General features: G+C 57.6%; 24 protein-coding genes and 1 tRNA gene. 14 read left to right on the top strand and 11 right to left on the bottom strand.

The window, feature by feature from the left end; all coding sequences use genetic code 11:
- Window positions 1–238 precede the first annotated feature (238 nt).
- The 5 genes from BLV81_RS19950 (at window position 239) to BLV81_RS19930 (ending at window position 4709) form a co-directional block, all read left to right on the top strand.
- On the top strand, window positions 239–1537 hold the full coding sequence (locus BLV81_RS19950) for an NAD(P)/FAD-dependent oxidoreductase (protein WP_092359514.1): 1299 nt from the start codon (window positions 239–241) through the stop codon (window positions 1535–1537).
- Between the two features lie 175 nt (window positions 1538–1712).
- Complete coding sequence (locus BLV81_RS19945; RefSeq protein WP_092359512.1) at window positions 1713–2129, top strand: glycine zipper 2TM domain-containing protein; 417 nt, start codon at window positions 1713–1715, stop codon at window positions 2127–2129.
- A gap of 150 nt (window positions 2130–2279) precedes the next feature.
- Window positions 2280–2483, top strand: a complete 204-nt coding sequence (locus tag BLV81_RS19940; protein ID WP_092359510.1) for a hypothetical protein — start codon at window positions 2280–2282, stop codon at window positions 2481–2483.
- Window positions 2484–2635: 152 nt separating this feature from the next.
- Complete coding sequence (locus tag BLV81_RS19935) at window positions 2636–3397, top strand: c-type cytochrome (protein WP_092359509.1); 762 nt, start codon at window positions 2636–2638, stop codon at window positions 3395–3397.
- 16 nt (window positions 3398–3413) lie between these two features.
- The gene (locus BLV81_RS19930) at window positions 3414–4709 is read left to right on the top strand and encodes a c-type cytochrome (RefSeq protein ID WP_092359507.1); all 1296 of its coding nucleotides are present in this window, start codon (window positions 3414–3416) and stop codon (window positions 4707–4709) included.
- A gap of 60 nt (window positions 4710–4769) precedes the next feature.
- On the opposite strand, the gene BLV81_RS19925 is transcribed toward BLV81_RS19930, so the two are convergent.
- Complete coding sequence (locus BLV81_RS19925; RefSeq protein WP_092359505.1) at window positions 4770–5753, bottom strand: NAD(P)H-quinone oxidoreductase; 984 nt, start codon at window positions 5751–5753, stop codon at window positions 4770–4772.
- A gap of 276 nt (window positions 5754–6029) precedes the next feature.
- On the opposite strand from BLV81_RS19925, the gene BLV81_RS19920 reads away from it, so the two are divergent.
- From BLV81_RS19920 to BLV81_RS19890, 7 genes are all read left to right on the top strand, one after another.
- Window positions 6030–6683, top strand: coding sequence for a hydrolase (locus BLV81_RS19920; RefSeq protein ID WP_092359503.1), 654 nt, complete (start codon window positions 6030–6032; stop codon window positions 6681–6683).
- A gap of 114 nt (window positions 6684–6797) precedes the next feature.
- Window positions 6798–8645: an amidohydrolase gene (locus BLV81_RS19915; protein WP_092359500.1), complete on the top strand. Its 1848-nt coding sequence runs from the start codon at window positions 6798–6800 to the stop codon at window positions 8643–8645.
- A gap of 30 nt (window positions 8646–8675) precedes the next feature.
- The gene (locus tag BLV81_RS19910) at window positions 8676–8867 is read left to right on the top strand and encodes a DUF1427 family protein (RefSeq protein WP_092359499.1); all 192 of its coding nucleotides are present in this window, start codon (window positions 8676–8678) and stop codon (window positions 8865–8867) included.
- Window positions 8864–9016, top strand: a complete 153-nt coding sequence (locus BLV81_RS19905) for a DUF1427 family protein (RefSeq protein WP_092359497.1) — start codon at window positions 8864–8866, stop codon at window positions 9014–9016. The genes BLV81_RS19910 and BLV81_RS19905 overlap by 4 nt, the downstream gene beginning before the upstream one ends.
- Window positions 9017–9046: 30 nt before the next feature.
- Window positions 9047–9733, top strand: a complete 687-nt coding sequence (locus BLV81_RS19900; protein WP_255365382.1) for a YoaK family protein — start codon at window positions 9047–9049, stop codon at window positions 9731–9733.
- Window positions 9734–9810: 77 nt separating this feature from the next.
- Window positions 9811–10734: a DedA family protein/thiosulfate sulfurtransferase GlpE gene (locus BLV81_RS19895; RefSeq protein ID WP_092359493.1), complete on the top strand. Its 924-nt coding sequence runs from the start codon at window positions 9811–9813 to the stop codon at window positions 10732–10734.
- Window positions 10735–10758: 24 nt separating this feature from the next.
- Entirely contained in the window at window positions 10759–11682 is a 924-nt protein-coding gene (locus BLV81_RS19890) for a LysR substrate-binding domain-containing protein (protein WP_092359491.1), read from the top strand.
- A 66-nt stretch (window positions 11683–11748) separates the two neighbouring features.
- Here BLV81_RS19890 and BLV81_RS19885 read toward each other — a convergent pair whose 3' ends face one another.
- The 10 genes from BLV81_RS19885 to BLV81_RS19840 all read right to left on the bottom strand — a co-directional run bounded on the left by BLV81_RS19885 (window position 11749) and on the right by BLV81_RS19840 (window position 19310).
- Complete coding sequence (locus BLV81_RS19885; RefSeq protein WP_092359489.1) at window positions 11749–12450, bottom strand: pirin family protein; 702 nt, start codon at window positions 12448–12450, stop codon at window positions 11749–11751.
- A gap of 412 nt (window positions 12451–12862) precedes the next feature.
- A tRNA-Lys gene (locus BLV81_RS19880) sits at window positions 12863–12938 on the bottom strand.
- Between the two features lie 90 nt (window positions 12939–13028).
- Entirely contained in the window at window positions 13029–13775 is a 747-nt protein-coding gene (ybgF, locus tag BLV81_RS19875) for a tol-pal system protein YbgF (protein ID WP_369823909.1), read from the bottom strand.
- A gap of 2 nt (window positions 13776–13777) precedes the next feature.
- Window positions 13778–14293 (bottom strand): peptidoglycan-associated lipoprotein Pal, encoded by a 516-nt coding sequence (gene pal, locus BLV81_RS19870; protein ID WP_092359485.1) that lies wholly within the window; start codon window positions 14291–14293, stop codon window positions 13778–13780.
- A gap of 51 nt (window positions 14294–14344) precedes the next feature.
- Window positions 14345–15628, bottom strand: coding sequence for a Tol-Pal system beta propeller repeat protein TolB (gene tolB, locus BLV81_RS19865; protein WP_092359483.1), 1284 nt, complete (start codon window positions 15626–15628; stop codon window positions 14345–14347).
- A 3-nt stretch (window positions 15629–15631) separates the two neighbouring features.
- Complete coding sequence (gene tolA, locus BLV81_RS19860; protein ID WP_092359481.1) at window positions 15632–16561, bottom strand: cell envelope integrity protein TolA; 930 nt, start codon at window positions 16559–16561, stop codon at window positions 15632–15634.
- A gap of 10 nt (window positions 16562–16571) precedes the next feature.
- Window positions 16572–17006 (bottom strand): biopolymer transporter ExbD, encoded by a 435-nt coding sequence (locus BLV81_RS19855; RefSeq protein ID WP_092359479.1) that lies wholly within the window; start codon window positions 17004–17006, stop codon window positions 16572–16574.
- Entirely contained in the window at window positions 17006–17707 is a 702-nt protein-coding gene (tolQ, locus tag BLV81_RS19850) for a protein TolQ (RefSeq protein ID WP_092359477.1), read from the bottom strand. Before tolQ ends, BLV81_RS19855 begins: the two co-directional genes overlap by 1 nt.
- A gap of 295 nt (window positions 17708–18002) precedes the next feature.
- On the bottom strand, window positions 18003–18467 hold the full coding sequence (gene ybgC / locus BLV81_RS19845) for a tol-pal system-associated acyl-CoA thioesterase (RefSeq protein WP_092359475.1): 465 nt from the start codon (window positions 18465–18467) through the stop codon (window positions 18003–18005).
- A gap of 96 nt (window positions 18468–18563) precedes the next feature.
- Entirely contained in the window at window positions 18564–19310 is a 747-nt protein-coding gene (locus tag BLV81_RS19840; protein ID WP_092359473.1) for an SDR family oxidoreductase, read from the bottom strand.
- Between the two features lie 98 nt (window positions 19311–19408).
- On the opposite strand from BLV81_RS19840, the gene BLV81_RS23735 reads away from it, so the two are divergent.
- Both BLV81_RS23735 and BLV81_RS19835 read left to right on the top strand, forming a co-directional pair.
- Complete coding sequence (locus BLV81_RS23735; RefSeq protein ID WP_143036390.1) at window positions 19409–19627, top strand: hypothetical protein; 219 nt, start codon at window positions 19409–19411, stop codon at window positions 19625–19627.
- Window positions 19628–19683: 56 nt separating this feature from the next.
- Window positions 19684–21972 (top strand): TonB-dependent receptor, encoded by a 2289-nt coding sequence (locus BLV81_RS19835; protein WP_255365379.1) that lies wholly within the window; start codon window positions 19684–19686, stop codon window positions 21970–21972.
- The last annotated feature ends 137 nt before the right edge of the window (window positions 21973–22109 follow it).

The raw sequence follows: 22109 nt of genomic DNA, 5'->3' as shown, positions 1-22109 counted from the left end.
TGGTGAAGGTGGGTTTTGGCATCCAGTCCGGGCGGTTTTCCCGCACCCTCGGCTTTTCCCCGAATACTGCAAATTGGCGCCGCCTGATCAACAATCGCTGAAACTACGGCACTATTGCGCTATGCGGCACTATAAAAGTAGACTTGCCAGGCGGTTCGCTGGTTTTGTCTCTGCGCAAACCCGGCGTTTCCAGGCGCGATTAGTCAATATTGGCCAATAAAATTTGAAGGATAGATGGATGTCAGATGAAATCGTGATTGTCGGCGGCGGCGCCGGTGGCCTGGAGCTGGCTTGCAAGCTCGGCCGCAAGTTGGGGAACGGCCACGTCACGCTGGTCGACCGGGCGCTGTATCACATCTGGAAGCCGTCCCTGCACGAAGTCGCAGCGGGCACGCGCGATATCCATCAGGAAGGCCTGTCCTATCAAATGTTGGCACACGACAACAAGTTTCGTTTTGTTTACGGCGCAATGAGCGCTCTCGACAATGGCAACCATACGATCACGGTGGATGCAGTGCTCGACGAATCGGCGGCCGAACTGATCCCGCCACGTCAAATCGCGTTCAGCAAGCTGGTGATCGCGGTCGGCAGCATCTCCAATTATTTCGGCATCAGCGGCGCCGAGGAAAATACGATTTCGCTGAACACCACCGAAGACGCGGAACATTTCCGGCTGCGCCTGTTGAAAATGCTGTCGTCGGCGGATTTGAAGAAAGAAAAGAATCCGGATGCCGGGATCGATATCGTGATTGTCGGCGGCGGCGCTACCGGCGTTGAACTGGCGGCAGAGCTGCGCGATGTCAGCAGCGTGTACACCGATTATGATTTTCCGCATCTGAATCCGAACCGCGACGTGCGCATCACCATACTGGAAGGCGCGCCGCGCCTGCTGGCGCCGTTGACTGAACGGGTCTCGAAAGCCGCTACCAAACTCTTGCAGGAGCGTGAGGTGAAAGTGGTTACCGATTGCCGCGTCGCCAGCATCGCAGAGAATTTTGTCACTGACGCCAACGGCAACAATTATGTCAGCGACCTGTGCGTGTGGTCGGCCGGTATCAAGGCGCCCGATTTCCTCAAGACGCTGGGATTGCCGGTGACAAAATCAGGCCAGCTGGAAGTCGACGGTTTCCTGAAGGTCGCCGGCACCGACAATATCTATGCGCTGGGCGATTGCGCGGCATGCCTCGGCCCCGACGGAAAAATGGTGCCGCCGCGCGCGCAGGCGGCGCATCAGCAGGCTGATTATCTGGTGCAGATGTTCGTCCGCGCCAACAAGGGCCAGGCGGCACTGGAGGCGCCTTATGTCTATACGGACCATGGTTCGCTGGTGTCGTTCGGCAGGAATACCTCGGTTGGCACCTTGATGGGTTCGCTGACCAAGCTCGGCTGGTTTGTCGACGGTTTCTTTGCCCGCATGATGTACACCAGCTTGCACCTGATGCATTTGAATGCCTTGCTGGGACCGGTTCGCACCGGCGTTACAGCTGCCGCCAGCAGCTTGATGAAACACGCCAAGCCGTCAGTCAAGCTGCACTAGGGCCTGGATAAGCGGCCCTGCAGATGTAAGTATGTTGTGCAAATGTAAAAGTGTGTATCGCTTGCATGGCTTTCCCGGAAGCTGGTCTATAGTTCAAATCAACAGCCGCGATCTTGCAATTTTTCTCGCAATTTTTGCCCGGCTGTTGGCTGTACGACCCTTAAAGGAGTCAACCATGCTGTATAAAAAATGGATGTGCGTTGCGCTGCTGGCCAGCACAGGCGCTGCAATTTCAAGCTCTGCCATGGCTTACGACGATGGCGCCAATACTGCCATCGGCGCGGTAGCCGGCGCTGTCATCGGCGGCGCGGTGGGCGGCCGTAACGGCGCCATCGTCGGCGGCGTGCTTGGCGCTGCGGTGGGCGCGACTTCCGGCGGCTATCGCCAGGATGACCGTGGCTACTATGACCGCGGGCAAGGTTATTATGCGCAGCCTGCGCCGGTGTATTACCGGCCGGAGCCGGTCTACTATCGCCCGGCCCCGGTGTACTACCAGCCGCAGCCGGTATATTACCGGCCAGCCCCGGTTTATGTAGAAAGCCGCGACTATTATTATCGCCGGCCTTATCGAGACGGCTACTACGAGCGCTGATCCAATACTAAGCAGGTATCCTTGAAACGCTGGCCCGGATGTGAATCCGGCCCGGCGTTTTTTCGTTGCAAGGGATTCTTTGCTATGCGCGAGTCCGTGAACGTTCTATATTGAAAATATAAAATAAACCAGGCAACCAAGGAGACTGCGATGGGTAAAGCTAAAGATGTTACGAAGGACAGCAATACCGGCAAGAAAAAGAAGATACGCCCTTTGAGTCCGGCCGAGAGATGGACCGGGCACGCGCTGGACGGCAGCCAGCAGCTGGATATCGTCGAAGAGCAGATATACGTGAATGAACCGGGAACCACGATCGACCAGCCCCTGGTGCCGCCGCAGAAACCGCCAAAATGAGATGCCCCGAATGTTCCGCCGCGCCTGCGGCCTGGGACAATTTGTCCAGCCTGAACAGCTGTTGCGGGAGGGGCTTAGTTGTACTTGCTAGTTTATAATCGTCAGCTGAATGCCCTCCCTAAAAATGCAGGAACATAACAAGGCAGGAAATCATGTCGATTATTTCGGTAAGCCCGGCCAGCGGCCGTGCGGCAGACAGTGCGCGCCACTTGAGCGCGAAGTTCCTGGTTTTCTTTGCCGCGACATTGCTGGCGGTGGTTGCCAATGCGGCAGAGGTCGACGCCGGCGCAGTTCCAGATACCATCAAGCAGCGCCTCACCGCATGTACCGCCTGCCATGGCGAGCAAGGGCGCGCCACCAACGATGGCTATTACCCGCGCATCGCCGGCAAACCGGCTGGCTATCTCTACAACCAGCTGCATAATTTTCGCGAAGGACGCCGTCGGTATCCGATGATGACCTATCTGGTCGATCACCTGTCCGACGCCTATCTGCAGGAAATCGCCCGGTATTTTGCAGATCAGCACCCGCCTTACCCGGCGCCGCAACCGTTCGATCGGTCGAACGCAACCCGCGAACGCGGCGAAACCTTGGTCAACAAGGGCGATCCCGGCAAGAAGATTCCGGCTTGTATAGCCTGCCACGGCAGCGCCATGACCGGCGTCATGCCTGCTACGCCGGGTTTGCTTGGCCTGCCGCGCGATTACCTGGTCGGACAGATAGGCGCTTGGAAAAACGGCGCACGGCACGCCAAGGCGCCCGATTGCATGGCGCAGGTTGTGCAACGCTTGAGTCCAGAAGATATCGGTGCGGTGGCGGCATGGCTGGCTGCGCAGCCGGTCCCTGCCGACGCCGTCGCAGTTGCTCCAACCCCGGTCAAATTGCCGCTTGCCTGCGGCAGTGTCCCCAATTGATGAAGCGGAACCAAGAATGAAACGGATATTCAAGTGGGCGGCCGGCGCTCTTGTGTTGCTGATCGCGGCGGCAGTCGGGGTAGTGGCATTGCTCAACGTCGACGATCACGGCGACCAGCCGGCTGCCACTACAGCCGCAGTTGCAACCGCAGAGCAGATTGCGCACGGCGCCTATCTGGTGCGCACCGGCGATTGCATGGCTTGCCATACAGCGCGCGGCGGCAAGGAGCTGGCGGGAGGGCGCGCGATACAGACGCCGTTCGGCGCCGTCTATTCGCCGAATGTCACGCCTGACAAGGAAACCGGTATCGGCACCTGGTCGGCCGACGATTTCTGGCGCGCGCTGCATAACGGTAAATCGAAAGACGGCAGCTTGCTGTATCCGGCTTTTCCGTACACGAACTACACCAAGGTCACGCGTGCCGATGCCGATGCGATGTTTGCTTATTTGCGGAGCGTGCCGCCGGTACGGCAAAAGAATTTGCAACACGGTTTGCGTTTTCCCTATAACAACCGGTTCCTGCTCTACGGCTGGCGCGCCTTGTATTTCCGGCCTGGCGTGTACCAGGCCGAGACGCCGCAATCGGCCGAGTGGAATCGCGGTGCTTACCTGGTGCAGGGATTGGGCCACTGCAGTGCTTGCCACACCACCCGCAATGCACTCGGCGGCAGCGATCTGAAAGCGGAGCTGGGAGGGGGTTTTATCCCGGTGGTGAACTGGTACGCACCGTCGCTGACATCGGATGAAGAAATCGGTCTTGGCGGCTGGAGTATTGAGCACATCAGCGCTTTGCTGAAAGACGGCGTCTCGCCGCGCGGAACAGTGTTGGGGCCGATGGCGGAGGTGGTGGGCGCCAGTTTGCAACATCTGAGCGATGCGGATGTCAGCGCGATGGCGGTTTACCTGAAATCGTTGCCGCGCCAGCAGGAAGCGCCGGCAGAAAAAGAGCGCGCCAGTCCTGAGCAGGTGGCAAGCGCGCTGGAGTTGGGCCAGAAGATCTACAAGAACCATTGCGTGGATTGCCACCAGGCTTCCGGCAAAGGCGTGTGGCCGGCTTACCCGCCGCTGGCAAGCAATCACGCGATCACCATGTCGGCGCCGGTGAATGCGATCCGGGTGGTGTTGAACGGCGGTTTTGCACCGAGTACGGCTGCCAATCCGCGTCCTTACGGCATGCCGCCATACGGTCCGACGCTGAGCGATAGCGAAGTCGCTGCGGTCGTCTCGTATATCCGCAACAGCTGGGGCAACAAGGCGCCGATTGTGAGCGCATCGGAAGTTAGCCGATATCGCTCGGTGCCGTTGGATTAACTCTGAGTTAGTCCTGGGATTTGTCCAAACGACAAGGCAGCCGTCCGGCTGCCTTGTCGTTTAGTGTTCTATGGTCAGCATGATCTTGCCGATATGCGAACTACTCTCCATCAGTGCATGCGCTTGTGCCGCCTGCTCAAGTGGAAATGTCTTGAAAATCACCGGTTTGATTTTCCGTGCCGCCAGCAGCGGCCAGACGCGCTCGCGCAATTGGGCCGCAATGGCCGCCTTGAAAGCGATCGGCCGCGGCCGTAACGTCGAACCGGTAATCGTCAGGCGCCGCATCAGGATATGGCGGAAATCGATATTGGCGCTGCTGCCGCCGAGGGTGGCGATGAATACCAGGCGGCCGTCGTCGGCCAGGCAGCTTATTTCGCGCGGAACATAGTCGCCGGCCACCATGTCCAGGATGACATTGACGCCTTTGCCGTCGGTTGCGGCCTTGATGACAGCGGCGAAGTCTTCAGTCCGGTAATTGATCGCGCGTTCGGCGCCCAGCGCTTCGCAGGCAAGGCATTTTTCATCCGAGCCGGCAGTGGCGAATACCCGATGGCCGAGTGCCGTGGCGATCTGGATCGCCGCCGCGCCGATGCCGGAACTGCCGCCCTGCACCAACAGGGTTTCGCCGCTCGCCAGCTTTACCCGATCGAAAACATTGCTCCAGACAGTGAAAAAAGTTTCCGGCAGCGAGGCAGCTTCCACTGCGCTCCAGCCATCGGGCAGCGGCAGGCACTGCGCGGTCGGCGCACAACAGTATTCGGCGTAACCGCCGCCCTGGACCAGGGCGCATACCAGGTCGCCTTTCTTGAAAGCGCTGCCGCTGAAATCGCCGTCGACAATTTCACCTGCGATTTCCAGCCCCGGCAAATCAGACGCGCCTGGCGGCGGCGAATAATTGCCGGTGCGTTGAAACACGTCGGGCCGGTTGATGCCGGCGGCCTGCACCTTGATCAATACTTCGCCTGGTTTGAAAGACGGGAGAGGGCGTTCGCAGATTTGCAAGACATCCGGGCCGCCGGGATGAGTGATTTCGATAGCGCGCATGGCATGGTCTCAGGAGAGGAAACGTCCATTGTATGACATCAGGCGGCATCGGCCGCTTTCTGCGCGTTCTTACGGTCTGAAAAATATCGAAAAATAAATGTTCGATTAATTCGATCATTAATCTGCAAATTTTCCGTTTTTCTTTTGATTTTCCCTAGCCCATACTGCAATCCATTGGCACTGACCCAACGCCAATCAATGAAAATCGATGTTTATCCGATTCTTATCTGACTTTATTTTAATGTCGAATTAATTGCATATTAAAGAGGAGAAATCATGCCAATCGCAACCGCCAAGCCAGGCAGCACATTGTTGGATCCTGCCAACCACACCTTGATCATGATCGATCATCAATCGCAAATGGCGTTCGCCACCAGATCCATCGATCTGGCGTCCTTGCGCAATAACGTCGCATTGGTAGCCAAGGCCGCAAAGGAATTCAAGGTGTCGACCATTCTGACCTCGGTCGCCGAAAAATCGTTTTCAGGTCCCGTCTTCGACGAAATCAAAACAGTGTTCCCGGAGCAGGAAGTGATAGACCGGACCACCATGAATACCTGGGAAGATGCGCGCATTGCTGAACGGGTCAATGCCATCGGCAAGGGCAAGATCGTACTGGCTGGCTTATGGACTTCGGTGTGCATCGTCGGTCCGGCCTTGTCGGCCCTGGATCAGGGATTCGAGGTGTATGTCATCACCGACGCCAGCGGCGATGTGTCCGACGAGGCGCATCAGCGCGCGGTTGAACGCATGATTCAGCAAGGCGCGCGGCCCATGACCTCGCTGCAGTACCTGCTGGAGCTGCAGCGCGACTGGGCGCGCGGCGAAACCTACAACGAAACCGTGGCCACTTCAATTGCCCACGGCGGCGGCTACGGCCTCGGCTTGATTTATGCTAAGACCATGTTCAACGCTTCTGAAGCACATTAAGAGCGGGCGGCCCGGTTCAGTCGCTCAGTCGCCGACAGGGCCGCGTTGTCCGTGCTGTATCAAATCAATGGCATCAAATCAATGGCATCAGATCAATGACGCGAGGGCATAACCATGCATGCAGACATGATTTTGTTGAACGGCCGCTTTCACACGGTCGACAAGACGCAGCCGCTGGCGACGGCAGTAGCAATCCAGGACGGTAAATTCATTGCAGTCGGCGATGCCGAGGAGGTGCTGCGTCATCGCAGCGCGGCGACCCAGGTGATCGACCTGAACGGCCGCACCGTGGTGCCGGGCTTGAACGATTCCCACATTCACCTGATCCGCGGCGGCCTCAACTACAACCTGGAATTGCGTTGGGAAGGCGTGCCTTCGCTGGCGGATGCCTTGCGCATGCTGAAGCAACAGGCGTTGCGTACGCCGCATCCGCAGTGGGTGCGTGTGGTCGGCGGCTGGACCGAGTTCCAGTTTGCTGAAAAACGTATGCCGACCTTGGAAGAAATCAATGCCGCAGCACCTGACACGCCGGTGTTTATCTTGCACCTGTACGACCGTGCCTTGCTCAATCGCGCCGCTTTGCGCGCTGTAGGTTATACCAAGGACACGCCGAATCCGCCCGGCGGCGAAATCCAGCGCGATGCGGCTGGCAATCCGACCGGCATGCTGATCGCCAGGCCGAACGCCATGATCCTGTACGCCACCCTGGCCAAGGGGCCGGCATTGCCGCGCGAGCAACAAGTCAACTCTACCCGCCAGTTCATGCGCGAACTGAACCGGCTCGGGGTCACCAGCGCTATCGATGCCGGCGGCGGCTTTCAGAATTATCCCGAAGACTACGCCATCATCGACCAGCTGGCGCGTGACCAGCAGTTGACTATCCGCGTCGCCTACAACCTGTTCACCCAGCGCAAGGGGCAGGAACTGGAGGATTTCCAGAAATGGACGGACATGATCAGTCCCGGACATGGCGATGATTTTTATCGCCATAACGGCGCCGGCGAAATGCTGGTGTTTTCGGCGGCAGACTTTGAAGATTTCCTGGAGCCGCGGCCGGAGCCGGCGGCTGGCATGGAGGACGAACTGGAAAAAGTGGTGCGGCATCTGGTGTCGAACCGCTGGCCGTTCCGTCTGCATGCTACTTATGACGAGTCGATCAGCCGCATGCTGGACGTGTTTGAAAAGGTGAATCGCGATATTCCTTTCGACGGCTTGCACTGGATCTTCGATCATGCGGAAACCATTACGCCGCACAATATCGAGCGGGTGCGCGCACTTGGCGGCGGTATAGCGATTCAGCATAGGATGGCGTTCCAAGGTGAATATTTCGTCGACCGCTATGGCGCCGAAGCCGCCGCCCACACGCCGCCTGTCGCGCGCATGCTGGAAATGGGGGTGCCGGTCGGCGCCGGCACCGACGCTACCCGCGTGGCCAGCTACAACCCATGGACTGCGCTGTATTGGCTGGTATCGGGGCGCAGCGTCGGCGGCATGCAACTGTATGACACCGCAGCCAGGCTGCCACGGGAAACCGCACTCGAACTGTGGACCGCAGGCAGCGCCTGGTTCTCCAGCGAGCAAGGCAAGAAAGGCCGCATCAAGCAAGGACAACTGGCCGATCTGGCAGTCTTGTCAGCGGATTTTTTCGGTATCGATGAAGACGGCATCAAGGCGCTGGAATCGGTGCTGACGATAGTTGGCGGCAAGATCGTGTACGGCGCGGCAGAATTTACGTCGCTGGCGCCGCCGCCGATCCCGGTATTGCCTGATTGGTCGCCGGTAAAAACCGTGCCGGGGCATTATCGTCCGGCGCTGCAACAACGCCAGGCGTTACCGCATCAATGCGCCGGCGCCTGCGGCGTGCACGCCCATGCGCATGACGCTGCAAGAAAGTCGAGCGTACCGATTTCCGATTATTCCGGATTCTGGGGCGCATTGGGTTGCAGCTGTTTCGCTTTTTAAGCATGCGACGGACTATCACCGAGGATTATCATGCGCTATACAAAGATACTAATGGGTTTGCTGCTATCGTTCGTGGTCGGCGCCGCTTGCCGCCTCGCGCAGATTCCGGTGCCTTCGCCGCCGGTGCTGAGCGGAGCGCTGCTGGTGTTCATGATGAGTAGCGGATATTGGCTGGTGGGCCGTTATCTGGCGACCCGTGTTGCGCCCGAGAGGCAATCATGATTGCCCTCCTGCTGGGCGCCATCCTGGGTTTGCTGGTGGGCGCAGTCTGCCGCTGGTTCGATTTGCCGTCGCCAACGCCGCCGACCCCGGTCGGCGCCTTGCTGGTGGTGGCGATGACACTCGGCTACGTGGTCGCGGGCTGGGTTTGACGTGAGGATGCGATGCAGCCAAACAAGCGTATGACACAGCAGTCTATCGTATTGAGTTTCCTGGCCGGTTACGTCGATACCGTCGGTTTTATCGCCTTGTTCGGTTTGTTCACCGCGCACGTTACCGGCAACTTCGTGCTGATCGGCAGCGCGCTGGCTAGTCATTCGAACGGCGTGCTGATCAAGTTGCTGGCGTTCCCGGCTTTCATACTCGCGGTGGCGCTGACGCGCATGGCGCACATCTGGCTGGAACGCAGCGCCAGAACGCCTATGCCTTATCTGCTGTTGCTGCAATTGGTCTTTTTGCTATGCTTCATGGCCGCCGGCTGTCTGGCCGAACCGGTCAGCAATACGCAGGCGCCGCTGGCTTTGCTGGCCGGCATATGCGGCGCCGCCAGCATGGGCGTGCAGAATGCCAGCAGCCGCCTGATCTTGCAGCACCTGACGCCAACTACGGTGATGACCGGCAATGTCACCCAGCTGGTGATCGATCTGGTCGACATCCTGCGCGGCGCGGCGGACGACGTGGTGCGCCAGCGCTGCATCAAGTTCTTCTGGCCGGTGGTAGCGTTCGGCGCCGGTGCGATAGGCGGCGGGTTCGCCTACAAGCACCTGCTGTTTTTCGCGCTGTTGTTGCCGGCCGCCATGCTGGCCTGGCTGGCGGCCACAGAATATCTTTCAGAAAAAACCGGAGCCGGATCGCCATCAACTTTATAATGGTCAGGGAAATTACCGCAGTACTTTGATATTGCCGATCTGGCAATCCCTGACATGGCGATGAGGCGACGAAAGAGATGACCTATTTGTTTCATTTGATTGAGCAATATGGGCTGGTCATCGTATTTTTCAATGTGCTGGCGGAACAGCTGGGGGCGCCGGTACCGGCGTATCCGACCCTGGTGATTACCGGCGCCTTGATGCACCGCGGCGACTACTCGGCGCCGGTGCTGCTGCTCACAGCGGTAGCGGCGGCGTTGATCGCCGACTTCCTCTGGTATCTGGCGGGCCGGCGTTATGGCAGGAGGGTGCTGTCTACGCTGTGCCGGATTTCGCTGTCGCCGGATTCCTGTGTGCGCCAAACCGAATCGATCTATTCGCGCTGGGGTGCGCGCTCACTGCTGGTAGCCAAATTCATCCCCGGTTTCGCTTCCATCGCCAGCGCGCTGGCCGGCACCATCGGCACCAGCCGCACAAGGTTCATCGTCTACGACAGCTTAGGGGCGGCATTATGGGCCGGCCTGGCGATTTTCCTCGGTTCGCTGTTCAGCACCACCATCGACGATCTGTTGAACGTGCTGACCCAGCTAGGCCAATACGGCATGATGCTGGTCGCCGCCGGATTTGCCATCTTTGTCGCCAGCAAATGGTGGCAGCGCCGGCGCTTCCGCATGTCCCTGCGCATGGCGCGCATTTCGGTGGCGGAGCTGGATCAATTGTTCAAGGAAGGAATCACGCCGGCGATTGTCGACGTGCGCTCGCCGGCTTCGCAGCAGGCCGGGCGGATTCCCGGTGCGCGCACCATATCGCATCAGGAAATCAACAGCTTCGTCTTCGACGCGCCGGTGGATCAGGAAATAATTGTCTACTGCGCTTGCCCTAACGAAGCCTCGGCGGCACTGGTTGCCAAGCAGCTGATGCAAAGGGGTTACAAGAAAGTGCGCCCGCTCTCAGGTGGCATAGACGCCTGGATCGCAGCCGGCTACGCCATCGATTCCTAGTCTTTTTCTCTCTATCGGAGTTCCATGTTCAGAATCAGTCTCGACGCGCTGTTGATTCTCGACGCCATCGACCGCCGCGGATCGTTCTCCGCCGCCGGCAGCGAATTGCATCGGGTGCCTTCGACCATTTCCTATACGGTGTCGAAACTGGAGCAGGACCTGGGCGTGCAGGTGTACGAGCGCCAGGGGCCGAAAGTCACGCTGACGCGCGCCGGCGCAGAATTGCTCAAGGAAGGGCGCTATCTGCTGAAAGCGGCAGAGGACCTGGAACATCGTGTGCGGCGCGTGGCTTCAGGCTGGGAAACCGAACTGACGATATGCATGGACTCTTTGTTTTCGGTGGCGGCGCTGGAAACCGATATCGCCAATTTCTGCGCGATTGCCGATAAAACCCGTTTGCGCATCGCCCGAGAATCTCTGGCCGGCACCTGGGAAGCCTTGCTGGACCGTCGCGTTGATTTGTTGATTGCAGCGCCGGGGCCGGGACCGGCAGGCGGCGGTTATATCGCCGAACAGATGGGGACGGTCTCTTTCGTGTTCGTGGTGGCGCCTACGCATCCGCTGGCCAAGGTAAGGCGCGTACTGGGCAAGGCGGAGCTGCATCCGCATCGCGCCATCAGCGTGGCGGACTCGGCGCGCAAGATGGCCTCGCGCACGGTCGGCCTTTTGTTTGGACAGGACACGCTGACCGTGCCCGACATGCGCAGCAAATATGAGTTGCAACTGGCCGGCGTAGGTTTCGGTTTTTTGCCGGAGCCATGTGCAAGGGCGGCGATTGCCTCAGGCGCCTTGATCGTGAAAGAAGTGGAAGAACCGAAGCCGGATGAAACGTTTTCGCTGGCGTGGCGAACCGGCGACGATGGCGCCGCATTGAGCTGGTGGATAGATAAAATGCGCGACAGCGATGCGATGGCGCGCTTGATCCGGCATGTGCCGGGTGCGCTTTGAAAAAAACAGGCCGGACAGCGTGAAGCTGCTCCGGCCTGCATCGTTTCAGTAAACCAAAATACAAAATCAATAAGGCAGATCGAAAAGCAACACTTCTGCGGCGTCGGCATTCGCCAGCGTGATCAGATTCTCCTCAGTCACCTTCACCGCATCGCCGCCGTTCAGCGCGGCGCCGTTGACGCTGAGACGGCCGCGTATCACATGTACATAAGCGTTGCGCCCTTTAGCCAGCGCGTATTGCAGCGGCTCGCCACCGTTCAGGATAGCTGCATAGATCGCCGCATCCTGATGTATCAGCACCGAGTTGTCGCGGCCATCGGCTGACGCGATCAGACGCAGCTGGCCTTGTTTTTCCGCGGCAGTGAAATGCTTTTCTTCATAGCTGGGCGGAATGCCTTTGACATTCGGCTGAATCCAGATCTGCAGAAAATGCACAGGCGCTGTCGCCGAGTGATTGAACTCGCTGTGACGCACGCCAGTGCCTGCGCTCATCCTTTGCACATCGCCGTATTGCAAGACCGAACCGGTGCCCATGCTGTCCTTGTGCTCCAGTGCGCCATCCAGCACATAGGAAATGATCTCCATGTCGCTGTGGCCGTGCGTGCCGAAACCCTGGCCGGCTTGCACCCGGTCCTCATTGATCACCAGCAGCGGCCCGAAGCCGGTGTGCTGCGGATCAAAGTAATGGCCGAACGAAAATGTATGGTGCGAATTCAACCAGCCGTGATCGGCAATACCGCGTTCTTCGCTTTTACGAATTTGAAGCATGATTTTCTCCGTCAGTTACTGCAGGCAACGCCATTTTTCACAGTGAAGAATGGTTGCGCTGGATGCAGGGTTGGGTCGACAGGGGAAAGTATGCGCGTTGCCAATTCAAAAGAAAAACGGAAAAAATATGGATATATCTTCGAATTTATCGATGATTGCCAAAAGGCCTGTGTTTACATGCTTTTCCTGAAGATGAATTGATTTCGAGAGGTGGTTTTTGAATTTAAAAACGGGTAGGGTACATAAAATTCGAAAATAGATGAACGAGAGGAAATTATTTGCAACGAATGGGGCGGCTGGCGCCAAGGCTGTAAAAAAGCGGTGTTTTGCAATGACCTAAAAATACGGAGGCCAAAACAAAAAAGCCACTTACATTTCTGTAAGCGGCTATTTCTGTACTACGACTTATTCGTGGTAGGCCGTGCGGGATTCGAACCTGCGACCAACGGATTAAAAGTCCGCTGCTCTACCAGCTGAGCTAACGACCCGAAAGACGGCTATTATATGTAATGTGCATATGAGCTGTCAAACCCATATGCACTTTTATTTACATAATTTGCAAAATTAAATTTTGCGGCTTACTTGAGCGTTGTCAGGCGCTCTTTTGCCGTCTGTGCTGCCGGCGTGTTCGGATACTGCGACAGCAGTTGTTCCAACGCACGCTTGGACTGAGGTTTATTCTTCAGCTCGGTATAGCTGCTGGAGATATTCAACAGGGCATCGGCAGCTTTGGGATTGTCGGCATACTTGCTGACAACCACCTGCTGCGCCGCAATCGCATTCTTGTAATCGCGTAGAGCGTAATACGAGTTCCCCAGCCAGTACTGGGCTGATGGCGCTAAACCCGAATCCGGGTTGGAGCGTACAAAATTGGAAAATGCGCTTACCGCAGTTTTATAGTCGCCGCCTTTGAAGGTCGCCAATGCTGCGTCGTAGGCCTTCTGGTCGTTGGCGCCAACGCTGACTTCCTGGCCGTCGACACTGACTTTTTGCGGCTCCAGCTTGCGCAAGCGGGTATCCAGATCGACATAGAAATCTTTCTGGCGCTGTTGCGTGTTGGCCAGCTCATTGGTCAGCACTTCGATTTGTCCGCGCAGCTTGGCCAGTTCCTGATTCAGGCGGTCATTCTGTTCCGACAAACTGAGCGAACTGGTTTTGTCCGCCTTGCCGTCGACCCTTGCATTGACCGCGTCAATCTTGGCGCGTATATCCAATATCGCCCGACGTGCTTCATCGTCGTCAAACAGCCCGGCGTGGGCGGTCGGAGCGGAAAAAACTGCGGCCAGCATGGCCGCAGTCATCGTGGCTTTGAAGAACGTCCGCATCATTATTGATAAACGATGTCGGAGCGGCGGTTTTCAGCGTAGGACGCTTCGTCGCTGCCGAGGGCCTTAGGCTTTTCTTTACCCAGTGAGACTGCTTCGACCTGGGTATCCGAAACGCCTAGCAATACCAATGCCTTGCGAACCGCTTCGGCACGTTTTTGTCCCAGCGCCAGATTGTATTCACGGCCGCCGCGTTCATCGGTATTGCCTTGGATGATGATCTTGCGATTCTTGTGGCTGTTCAGGTATTGCGCGTGCGCTTCAACCACGGACTTGAATTCATCCTTGATGGTATAGCTGTCGAAGTCGAAGTAAATGCTGCGCTTCGAGAGGATGCCGGTCGGGTTGTTGAGCGGATCGCTGCCGGTATCGACGGTATTGACCGAACGTGCATCAGCGCCGGTGGCGCCGCTATCGACGACCGGGACCGCTTTGTCGTCGAGTTTGACTGGGGAGGAGCAAGCGGCCAGCAAAATGGCGCTGGCAACGATAAGGGCAAAGTTTTTGATATTTAGCATTTTTTAATTCTCCAGGGTGGGAAACGTACGTCGATTCAAATTACTGCGTGATTATTTCATGAAAGGACCCCAAGTAGGCTCCCGTATGTCGCCTGCCTGCATAGTTAAACGCTGTTTCACGCGGCCGTCAACCGAGACAACGGCCAGTGAGCCGCGGCGGCCTGATTCAGTGGCGTACATGATGTATTTGCCGTTCGGCGAAAAACTTGGGGATTCGTCTTTGACGGTGTCCGACAAACGCTGCTCCTGGCCGTTGCTCAGGTCCAGTACATACAGCTGGAAGCGGCCGCTGCGCTGCGAGATATAGGCCAATGCCTTGCCGTCGGGTGAAATCCGCGGGCTGATGTTGTAGCTGCCGCCGAATGTCACGCGTTGCGCATCGCCGCCGCTGGCGCTCATTTTATAGATTTGCGGGCCGCCGCTGCGATCGCTGGTGAAATAGATGCTTTGGCCGTCAGCCGAAAATTGCGGTTCGGTGTCGATGCCGTTGGTATTGGTCAAACGGCGCAAGCCGCCGCCGTCGGCATTCACCATATACACCTGGGTCAGGCCGTCGCGGGCCAGCGCAATCGCCAGTTTGGTGCCGTCGGGCGACCACGATGGGGCCGAATTACTGCCCTTGTAGTTGGCCACCACGATGCGCTGCTTGGTGACCAGGTTTTGCACGTAGACCACCGGTTTTTTTGCTTCAAACGAGACGTAGGCAACCCTGGTGCCGTCGGGCGACCAGGCTGGCGAAATGATAGGCTCGTTGGAACGCAGGGCGACCTGGGTGCCTTCGCCGTCGGAATCGGCGACCTCAAGGCGGTATTCCTTGCCGGCCTTGATGATATAGGCGATGCGGGTAGCGAACGCACCGCGTCCGCCGATCAGTTTTTCATAAATATCGTCGGCGATCTTGTGCGCGGTAACCCGCGTGTACTGCGGTGCGGCGGCCATCGCCAGGGCTGACAGCTGGGCCGATTTGACGGTATCAAGCAGACGGTAGCGGACATCGAAACGGCCATCGGCCAGGCGCTGCACGCTGCCGACTACCAAAGCGTCGGCGCCGCGGGCTTTCCAGTCGCCCAAGTTGACCTGGGTCGCTTCGGAAATGACATCACCGGTATCAATAATCTTGAAAAATCCGCTGCGCGCCAAATCAGCTTTGATGATGGCTGTGACCTGCTGCGGCGCCAGGTTTTCGTCGCTGAAGCCGGCAATCGCGATGGGAATCTGGGTGGCGCCGACGCCGGAGGTTTCGATGCGCAACTGGGCATTTGCCGGAGCGCTGAATACTAAAGCGGTAAGCGCCAGTCCTATGATCGCGAATAATTGATGCAATTTGTTTTTCATGGCTTACTGATCTTTCGGTTTATGGATTCCGAGGAAACTGGAAGGTACAGAACCCGTTTTACTGTCTTTTGGATAGGGTACAGATTTCTCAATCGCACGCTTCACGGCCTCGTCAAAACCGGAAACCCCAGAGGATTTCCTGAGGCGCACGCTTGCCACCGAACCGTCCGGAAGCAGTTCGACATCGAATTCCGCTGCCGGGTTTCCGGCCAAACCTTCAGGCACATTAAAGATAATGTTCGACCTGATCTTGGCGCCGACCTTTTGCCCATAGCTAGGATCGCCACGCGGCCCTTGCGACTGGGCTGCCGTGCCGGTACTGTTGGCCGCACCATTGCCGACCGCCTGGCCCATCATGCGTTTCAATTCGTCGCTGTGGCGCTTGTTGTCAGCCGCGGTATCGGCTGCTGCTTGCTTCTTCTTGGCGTCGGCTTCCGCTTTTTTGGCGGCATCCTGTTTTTGCTTTTCCTGAGCTGCGGCTTTGTCCTTGGCGGCTTTTTGTTCAGCCTCGGCTTTCAGCTTGTCCTTGCGCTCTTCCTCGGCTTGCTGTTTCTGCAATTGTTTTTGCTTTTCCAGCTCTTCCTGGCGTTGCAGGTCCTTGCGTTCCTGTTCTTTGCGTTTCTTTTCTTTTTCCAGCGCAATTTCCGGATCCGGCAGCGGTGGCGTCACCACTTTCGGCGGCGCGGTTTCCTGGATCACCGGTTCCGGTTTGGGCACGGGCGTCGGCTGCGGCGTTGGTTCCGGCGGCGTCGGCGCAGCATCCTTGATCTCCGGGCTCCAGATTTCGGCCTCGACTGCTATCGGCTGCTGGCTTTGCCAGTGAATGCCAAACCACAGGAATGCAAACAAGGCGGCATGCACTGCCGCTGCGAGCAAGATGGCGCGGATGCTGCCGGGTTCTTTTGGTACGGAATACGGGGAGTTGCCTGTCATAACCAGATCGTCACTTTGTCGCCAGTCCGACGCGGTTAATGCCAAGCATCTTGGCGTCCGAAATGACCTTGATCACGTCGTCGTATTTGATGTCCCTGTCGGCGGAAATCATCACCGGCATCTCGGGTTTGTCAGCGTGCAGGGTTTGCAGTTTCTGTTTCAAGCCGTTGCGGGGAACGCTTTCGGCTTTGCTCATGCCGCTTTTCTGACCGTTGATACGGATACTGGCCAGCTCGCCGGGTTTCAAGGTGATTTCTATGTATTCAGTCGGCGGCGTCGCCGATTTCGCCGCATTCGGCAAATTGATGACGCTAGGGTTGGTCAGCGGCGCCGAAACCATGAAAATCACCAGCAATACCATCATCACGTCGATGTACGGGACGACGTTGATTTCTGCCTTGAATTTGCGGGTACGGCCGCCGCGCATGGATGAGGGCCCCGACATTAGTGCGCCTGACGTTGCAAGATGTTGGAGAATTCTTCGATGAAACTCTCGAAGCGGATGGCCAGGCGGTCGACATCATGAGAAAAGCGGTTATAGGCAACCACCGCCGGAATCGCTGCAAACAAGCCGATCGCGGTAGCGATCAAGGCTTCGGCGATACCGGGCGCGACTGCCGCCAGCGTTGCTTGCTGTACGTTCGCCAGGCCGCGGAAAGCATTCATGATGCCCCATACAGTGCCGAACAAACCGACATACGGCGATACCGAGCCGACCGAGGCGAGGAACGCCAGATGCGATTCCAGTGCATCCATCTCACGCTGGTAGGCCGCGCGCATGGCGCGCCGCGCACCTTCCAGCAAGGGTGCATTGTCGCTGCCGCCCTTGTGGCCGATCGAAGCCTTGACCTTGTTGAACTCATCCATGCCGGCTTGGAAAATACGTTCCAGCGCACCGGTTTTTCCTGCGCCTTTGCGGCGGTTCGAGGTGGCGTCCTGATACAGCGTGCTCAGGTTGCCGCCGGACCAGAATGCGCGCTCGAAGTCTTCTGTCTGTGAGCGGGCGCTGCGGATAGCGAACATCTTGCGGAAAATATAGGTCCAGCTCATCACGGAAACTGCCAGCAGCAGCGCCATGACCAGTTGTACTAATACGGAGGCATTGGTAATGAGGGTAATAAACGAAAGATCTTGGGTGACAGTCATGGATAGCGGTCTTGAGGAATGGTCTTAGGTTTAAGTAAAGACTTAGGTTTAAGTAAAATACTCAAACAGTGAATTGTAATCGCAAAGTGCTTACCGCAAAATTAGCAATTGACGCCGGCAATGTTGCCGGGCGCTATCGCGTTATCCCGGTTTCCTTGCAATGCTGCATGAGACCGCGTCCGGTGCGCGAAGGTTCATTGTGCCCTCGGAGTTGCTATTTTGTACTATTTCGCACTACTGGGCTAAGTGTATTAAAGAGTAAGAAGAGTAAGGGCTAAGCGCATTAACGCAAAAACTATGCCGCTGCCGGCACAGAATGGGTGGTGCCGGGCTTGATGCTATGCAATACCTGTTTCGGGATTGCCTGCGGCCGGAAGGTGACGGCATTGACGCAGACCACGCTGATGCGGCCGGTCGCCAGCAATGCCGGTTCATTGCCACCCAAGCGCCAGGCTTGCTGAATGAAGTCAACGCCAGCGCGCCCCATGCGCTCGACCACCACGGTCAGTTCCAGCTCGTCATCCAGCTTGGCAGGCGCATGATAGTCGACGCTGGTGCTTTTTACGACAAACATGACGCCATCGGTCTGTTCCAGCGTGCGCTGGCCGACGCCGGCTGCGCGTAACCATTCGGTGCGGGCGCGCTCGAAAAATTTCAAATAGTTGGCATAAAACACGACACCGCCGGTATCGGTGTCTTCGTAATACACCCGGATACGCCAGCTAAAGTCTCTAGGCGGGGTGGAGCTTGTCTGGTTCATTGCCTGCGGTGCTTTTCGAATGTTGTATGCGGACAGGCTACAGCCGGGAGCTGCGCTGTAGCCATCCGATAATGTTGCTTACTTGGTTAAGGTTGATTAGTTGCGTTTGATGCTCATGCCTGCGAAACCTTGGCAGGTCGGCATCATTTCGATGCGGTTGATATTGATGTGGGCAGGCAAGGTCGCGACCCAATAGGCGGTGTCGGCGATATCGCCAGGCGTCAGCGGCTGCGTGCCCTCATACACCTTGGCGGCAGCCTCGTCGTTGCCGCGATAGCGCACATTGGAGAATTCGGTGCCGCCGCACAAACCCGGCGCAATATCGGTTGCGCGCACACCGGTGCCGACCAAGTCGGCGCGCAGGTTCAAGGTGAATTGCTTGACGAAAGCTTTGGTGGCGCCATACACATTGCCGCCGGGATAAGGGTATTCGCCGGCGATGGAGCCAAGGTTGATCACGGTGCCGCGTCCGCGCGCCACCATGCCGGGCAGCACCAGGCGGGTCATGCTCACCAGCCCCTTGCAATTGGTTTCAATCATGGTTTCCCACTCTTCCAGCGAGGCTTGCTGCGCCGATTCCACGCCCAGCGCCAGGCCGGCATTGTTGACCAGGACATCGATTTCTTGCCACTCCGGCGGCAGCGCAGCCAGCGCGGCGCTGATCGAAGCCTTGTCGGTGACGTCCATGACGATAGGCAGCACCGCGGCGCCCAATTCGGCTGCCAAATGATCCAGGCGGTCCTTGCGGCGGCCGGTAGCGATGACCCGATGGCCGTTTTTGGTGAATTTACGTGCCATTTCGGCACCGAAGCCAGATGTTGCGCCAGTAATCAAGACAATCATGGTCAATGCTCCTGTTGTTGCGATGTTTGGTGTAGCCGGAAATTGTAGCCCAATTTGCCAGACCCGCCGTTGACAATCGCTGCCAGCCTCTAGCGCGCATGCCTGCCGCAGGGGTGCGGCTGTTTAATTGCTTTGGTGCAAGCCGCACCAAAACACGACACAAAGCCGACCGTCATTTTGACCGCAATGTTTTGCAGCCTGTATTAACGCCAGTATTAGCAGCTTCAACCTGTGGCATGCATATTGCTGATAAGCATTTTTCACCGCTGTTTCACAGTTTTTCATCGATGCGTACCATAGGGGTTATAAAACAATGAGAGCGAGTTCCGCAAATTTTAGCTGCGCGATTGCTGTGGCCGCAGCAACTTCAACGTTGCTGCTGACTACAGTTACGGCTGCGGCGCAGCAACTGCCTGCCAGCGCCGATACAGCCGCTGCACCTGAGACAAAAAAATCGGCGAAGCCAACCGAGCAAATTGAAGCGGTGCTCGTCACAGCGCAAAAACGCAAGGAAGATGCAAGCAAGGTGCCGTTGAGCATCTCGGTGATCAACGGCGAGGAATTGCAGGCTGCGCACATCAACAACTTTGCGGATGTGACGCGGGCCGTGCCGAACATATCGTTCTCCGGCGCCAGCGGTTCAGGGGCAGGGCTGAGCAATATCGAAATTCGCGGCATCAGTTCGGCCGCCGGTTCGGCCACCGTCGGCGTGTATCTGGACGACGTCTCGATGACCACGCGCAATCTGTACAGCATGGGCAGTTCCGAGCCGAAGTTCTTCGACATCGATCGTATCGAAGTGCTGCGCGGCCCCCAAGGCACGCTGTATGGCGCGAGTTCGATGGGCGGCACCATCAAGTTCATCAGCAACCAGCCCAACCTGAAGGAGCGCGAAGCCAGCGTCTATTCCGAAACCTCGTCGACCAAGGGCGGCGGCACCAATTACACGGTCAACGGCGTGGTCAACCAGCCCTTGATCCCGAACCAGCTGGCGCTGCGCATCGGCATTCAGACCGGCCATGAGAGCGGCTACATCGACCAGGTATCGCCAACTACCGGCAATGTGATTGCCAAGGGCATCAACTCCCAGGATTCAAGCGTGGTGAAGCTGGCGATGAAATGGGCGCCGACCCGCAACCTCAGCATCACGCCATCGGTGTTCTACCAGGAAGTCAATTCCAAGGATATCGATGCGTCCTATCTGGATCTGCCCAAGAACCAGACCAGCAAGCTGGTGCGCGAGCCGGGCAACGACCGTTTGCTGGTGCCCAGCCTGACCGTCAATTACGACCTGGGCAAGGCTGATCTGATCTCGGTTTCCAGCTTTTATCAGCGGACCTTCAACCGCACCCAGGACGGCACTACGGTCAACAACCTGGGTTTCGCGGTGCCGGCTACGCCGCCGGGCCTTGCCGAAGCGATCGGCGCCTTGCCGTCAGCTGTCTATCTGCAGAACCAGGTGCGGCAGTTCTCGCAAGAATTGCGCGTCACTTCCAAACCGTATGACCAGAAAGTATCGCCCTTCACCTGGCTGGGCGGCGTCTATTACGCCAACCTGCATACCAACGTGACCGACAACGAACCTATTTTCGGCCTCAACTCTACCTACGCTGCGTTCGGCGCCAATCCGGCCGATCCCGGCCAACTCGGGATCGCCTTTCCGAATGACAATTCCTACTTCAGCGAACGGCACTACCATACCGAGCAAGAAGCGGTGTTTGGCGAGCTGAACTACTATTTCATGCCGAACTTGCACGGCACTGTCGGCATGCGCTATCTGCAAGCCACCGACAGCTTGAGCCGCAGCGGCGATTATTACTGGAACGGCGGCCCGACCACCTCCTCGGTCAGCACCAAATCGTCGGCGTTCACGCCGAAGGTCTCGCTGATTTGGGAGGTCGATCCGAACAACACCGTCTACACATCTGCTACCGAGGGTTTCCGCCTGGGCGGCAATGACCGTCCGATTCCGGCGTCGCTGTGCGCGTCCGACTTCAGCAATCTCGGCATCGCGCAAGCGCCGACTTCATTCAATTCCGACAAGCTGTGGAGCTATGAAATCGGCAACAAGTCGCGCCTGCTGGGGAATCGCCTGTCGTTCAATGCGGCCCTTTTTTATATCCAATGGAATGATTTGCAACAGGATATCCAATTGCCCGGTTGCGGCTTCGATTACGAGACCAATGTCGGCAAGGCAAAAAGCTATGGCGCAGAGTTCGAGATCAAAGGCAAGCCGACTGCCAATATAGTGCTCGGCCTGTCCGGCGGCTACACCAACGCGACCTTGTCGTCCGATGTGCCGTCATTGAAAGCGCACGCCGGCGATCCAATCCAGGGCGTGCCAAAATACAATGCCAGCCTGACCGGTCAATACACGTTCAACCTGAGCGGCGACTATTACGGTTTCGCGCGCGCCGCGGCACATTGGACCGGCAGCAGTCACGGCACCCTGGTGGCCACCGATCCGGACCATTCGCGTCCGGCATACAGCACCATCGACGCCAGCATCGGCGCCACCTTCGATCAATGGGAATTGACCTTGTTTGTCAAGAATGCAAGCAACAACGACAAGGTGATCCAGCGTCCGAACGTGCAGTCGATATCAGAAGGTTACCGGGTTGCACCGCGCACGATAGGGATCAGCCTGGCGGGTAAGATATAAGCAAATAAAACAGCATGCGCATGCGTTGATCGTTTGTTGTTTTTTGGCAAATCATGATCAGGCCGCCCTCCGGGGCGGTTTTTTTTTATCCAGCGCTGAGGCGCACTGCCAATCTTGCCCAAACCAGGTGCTATCGC

It is taken from the genome of Collimonas sp. OK242 (genome assembly GCF_900107095.1).
Lineage (GTDB): Bacteria > Pseudomonadota > Gammaproteobacteria > Burkholderiales > Burkholderiaceae_D > Collimonas.
The sequence above is the reverse complement of the archived record's forward strand: the minus strand, read 5'-3'. Positions and strand labels throughout refer to the sequence as shown.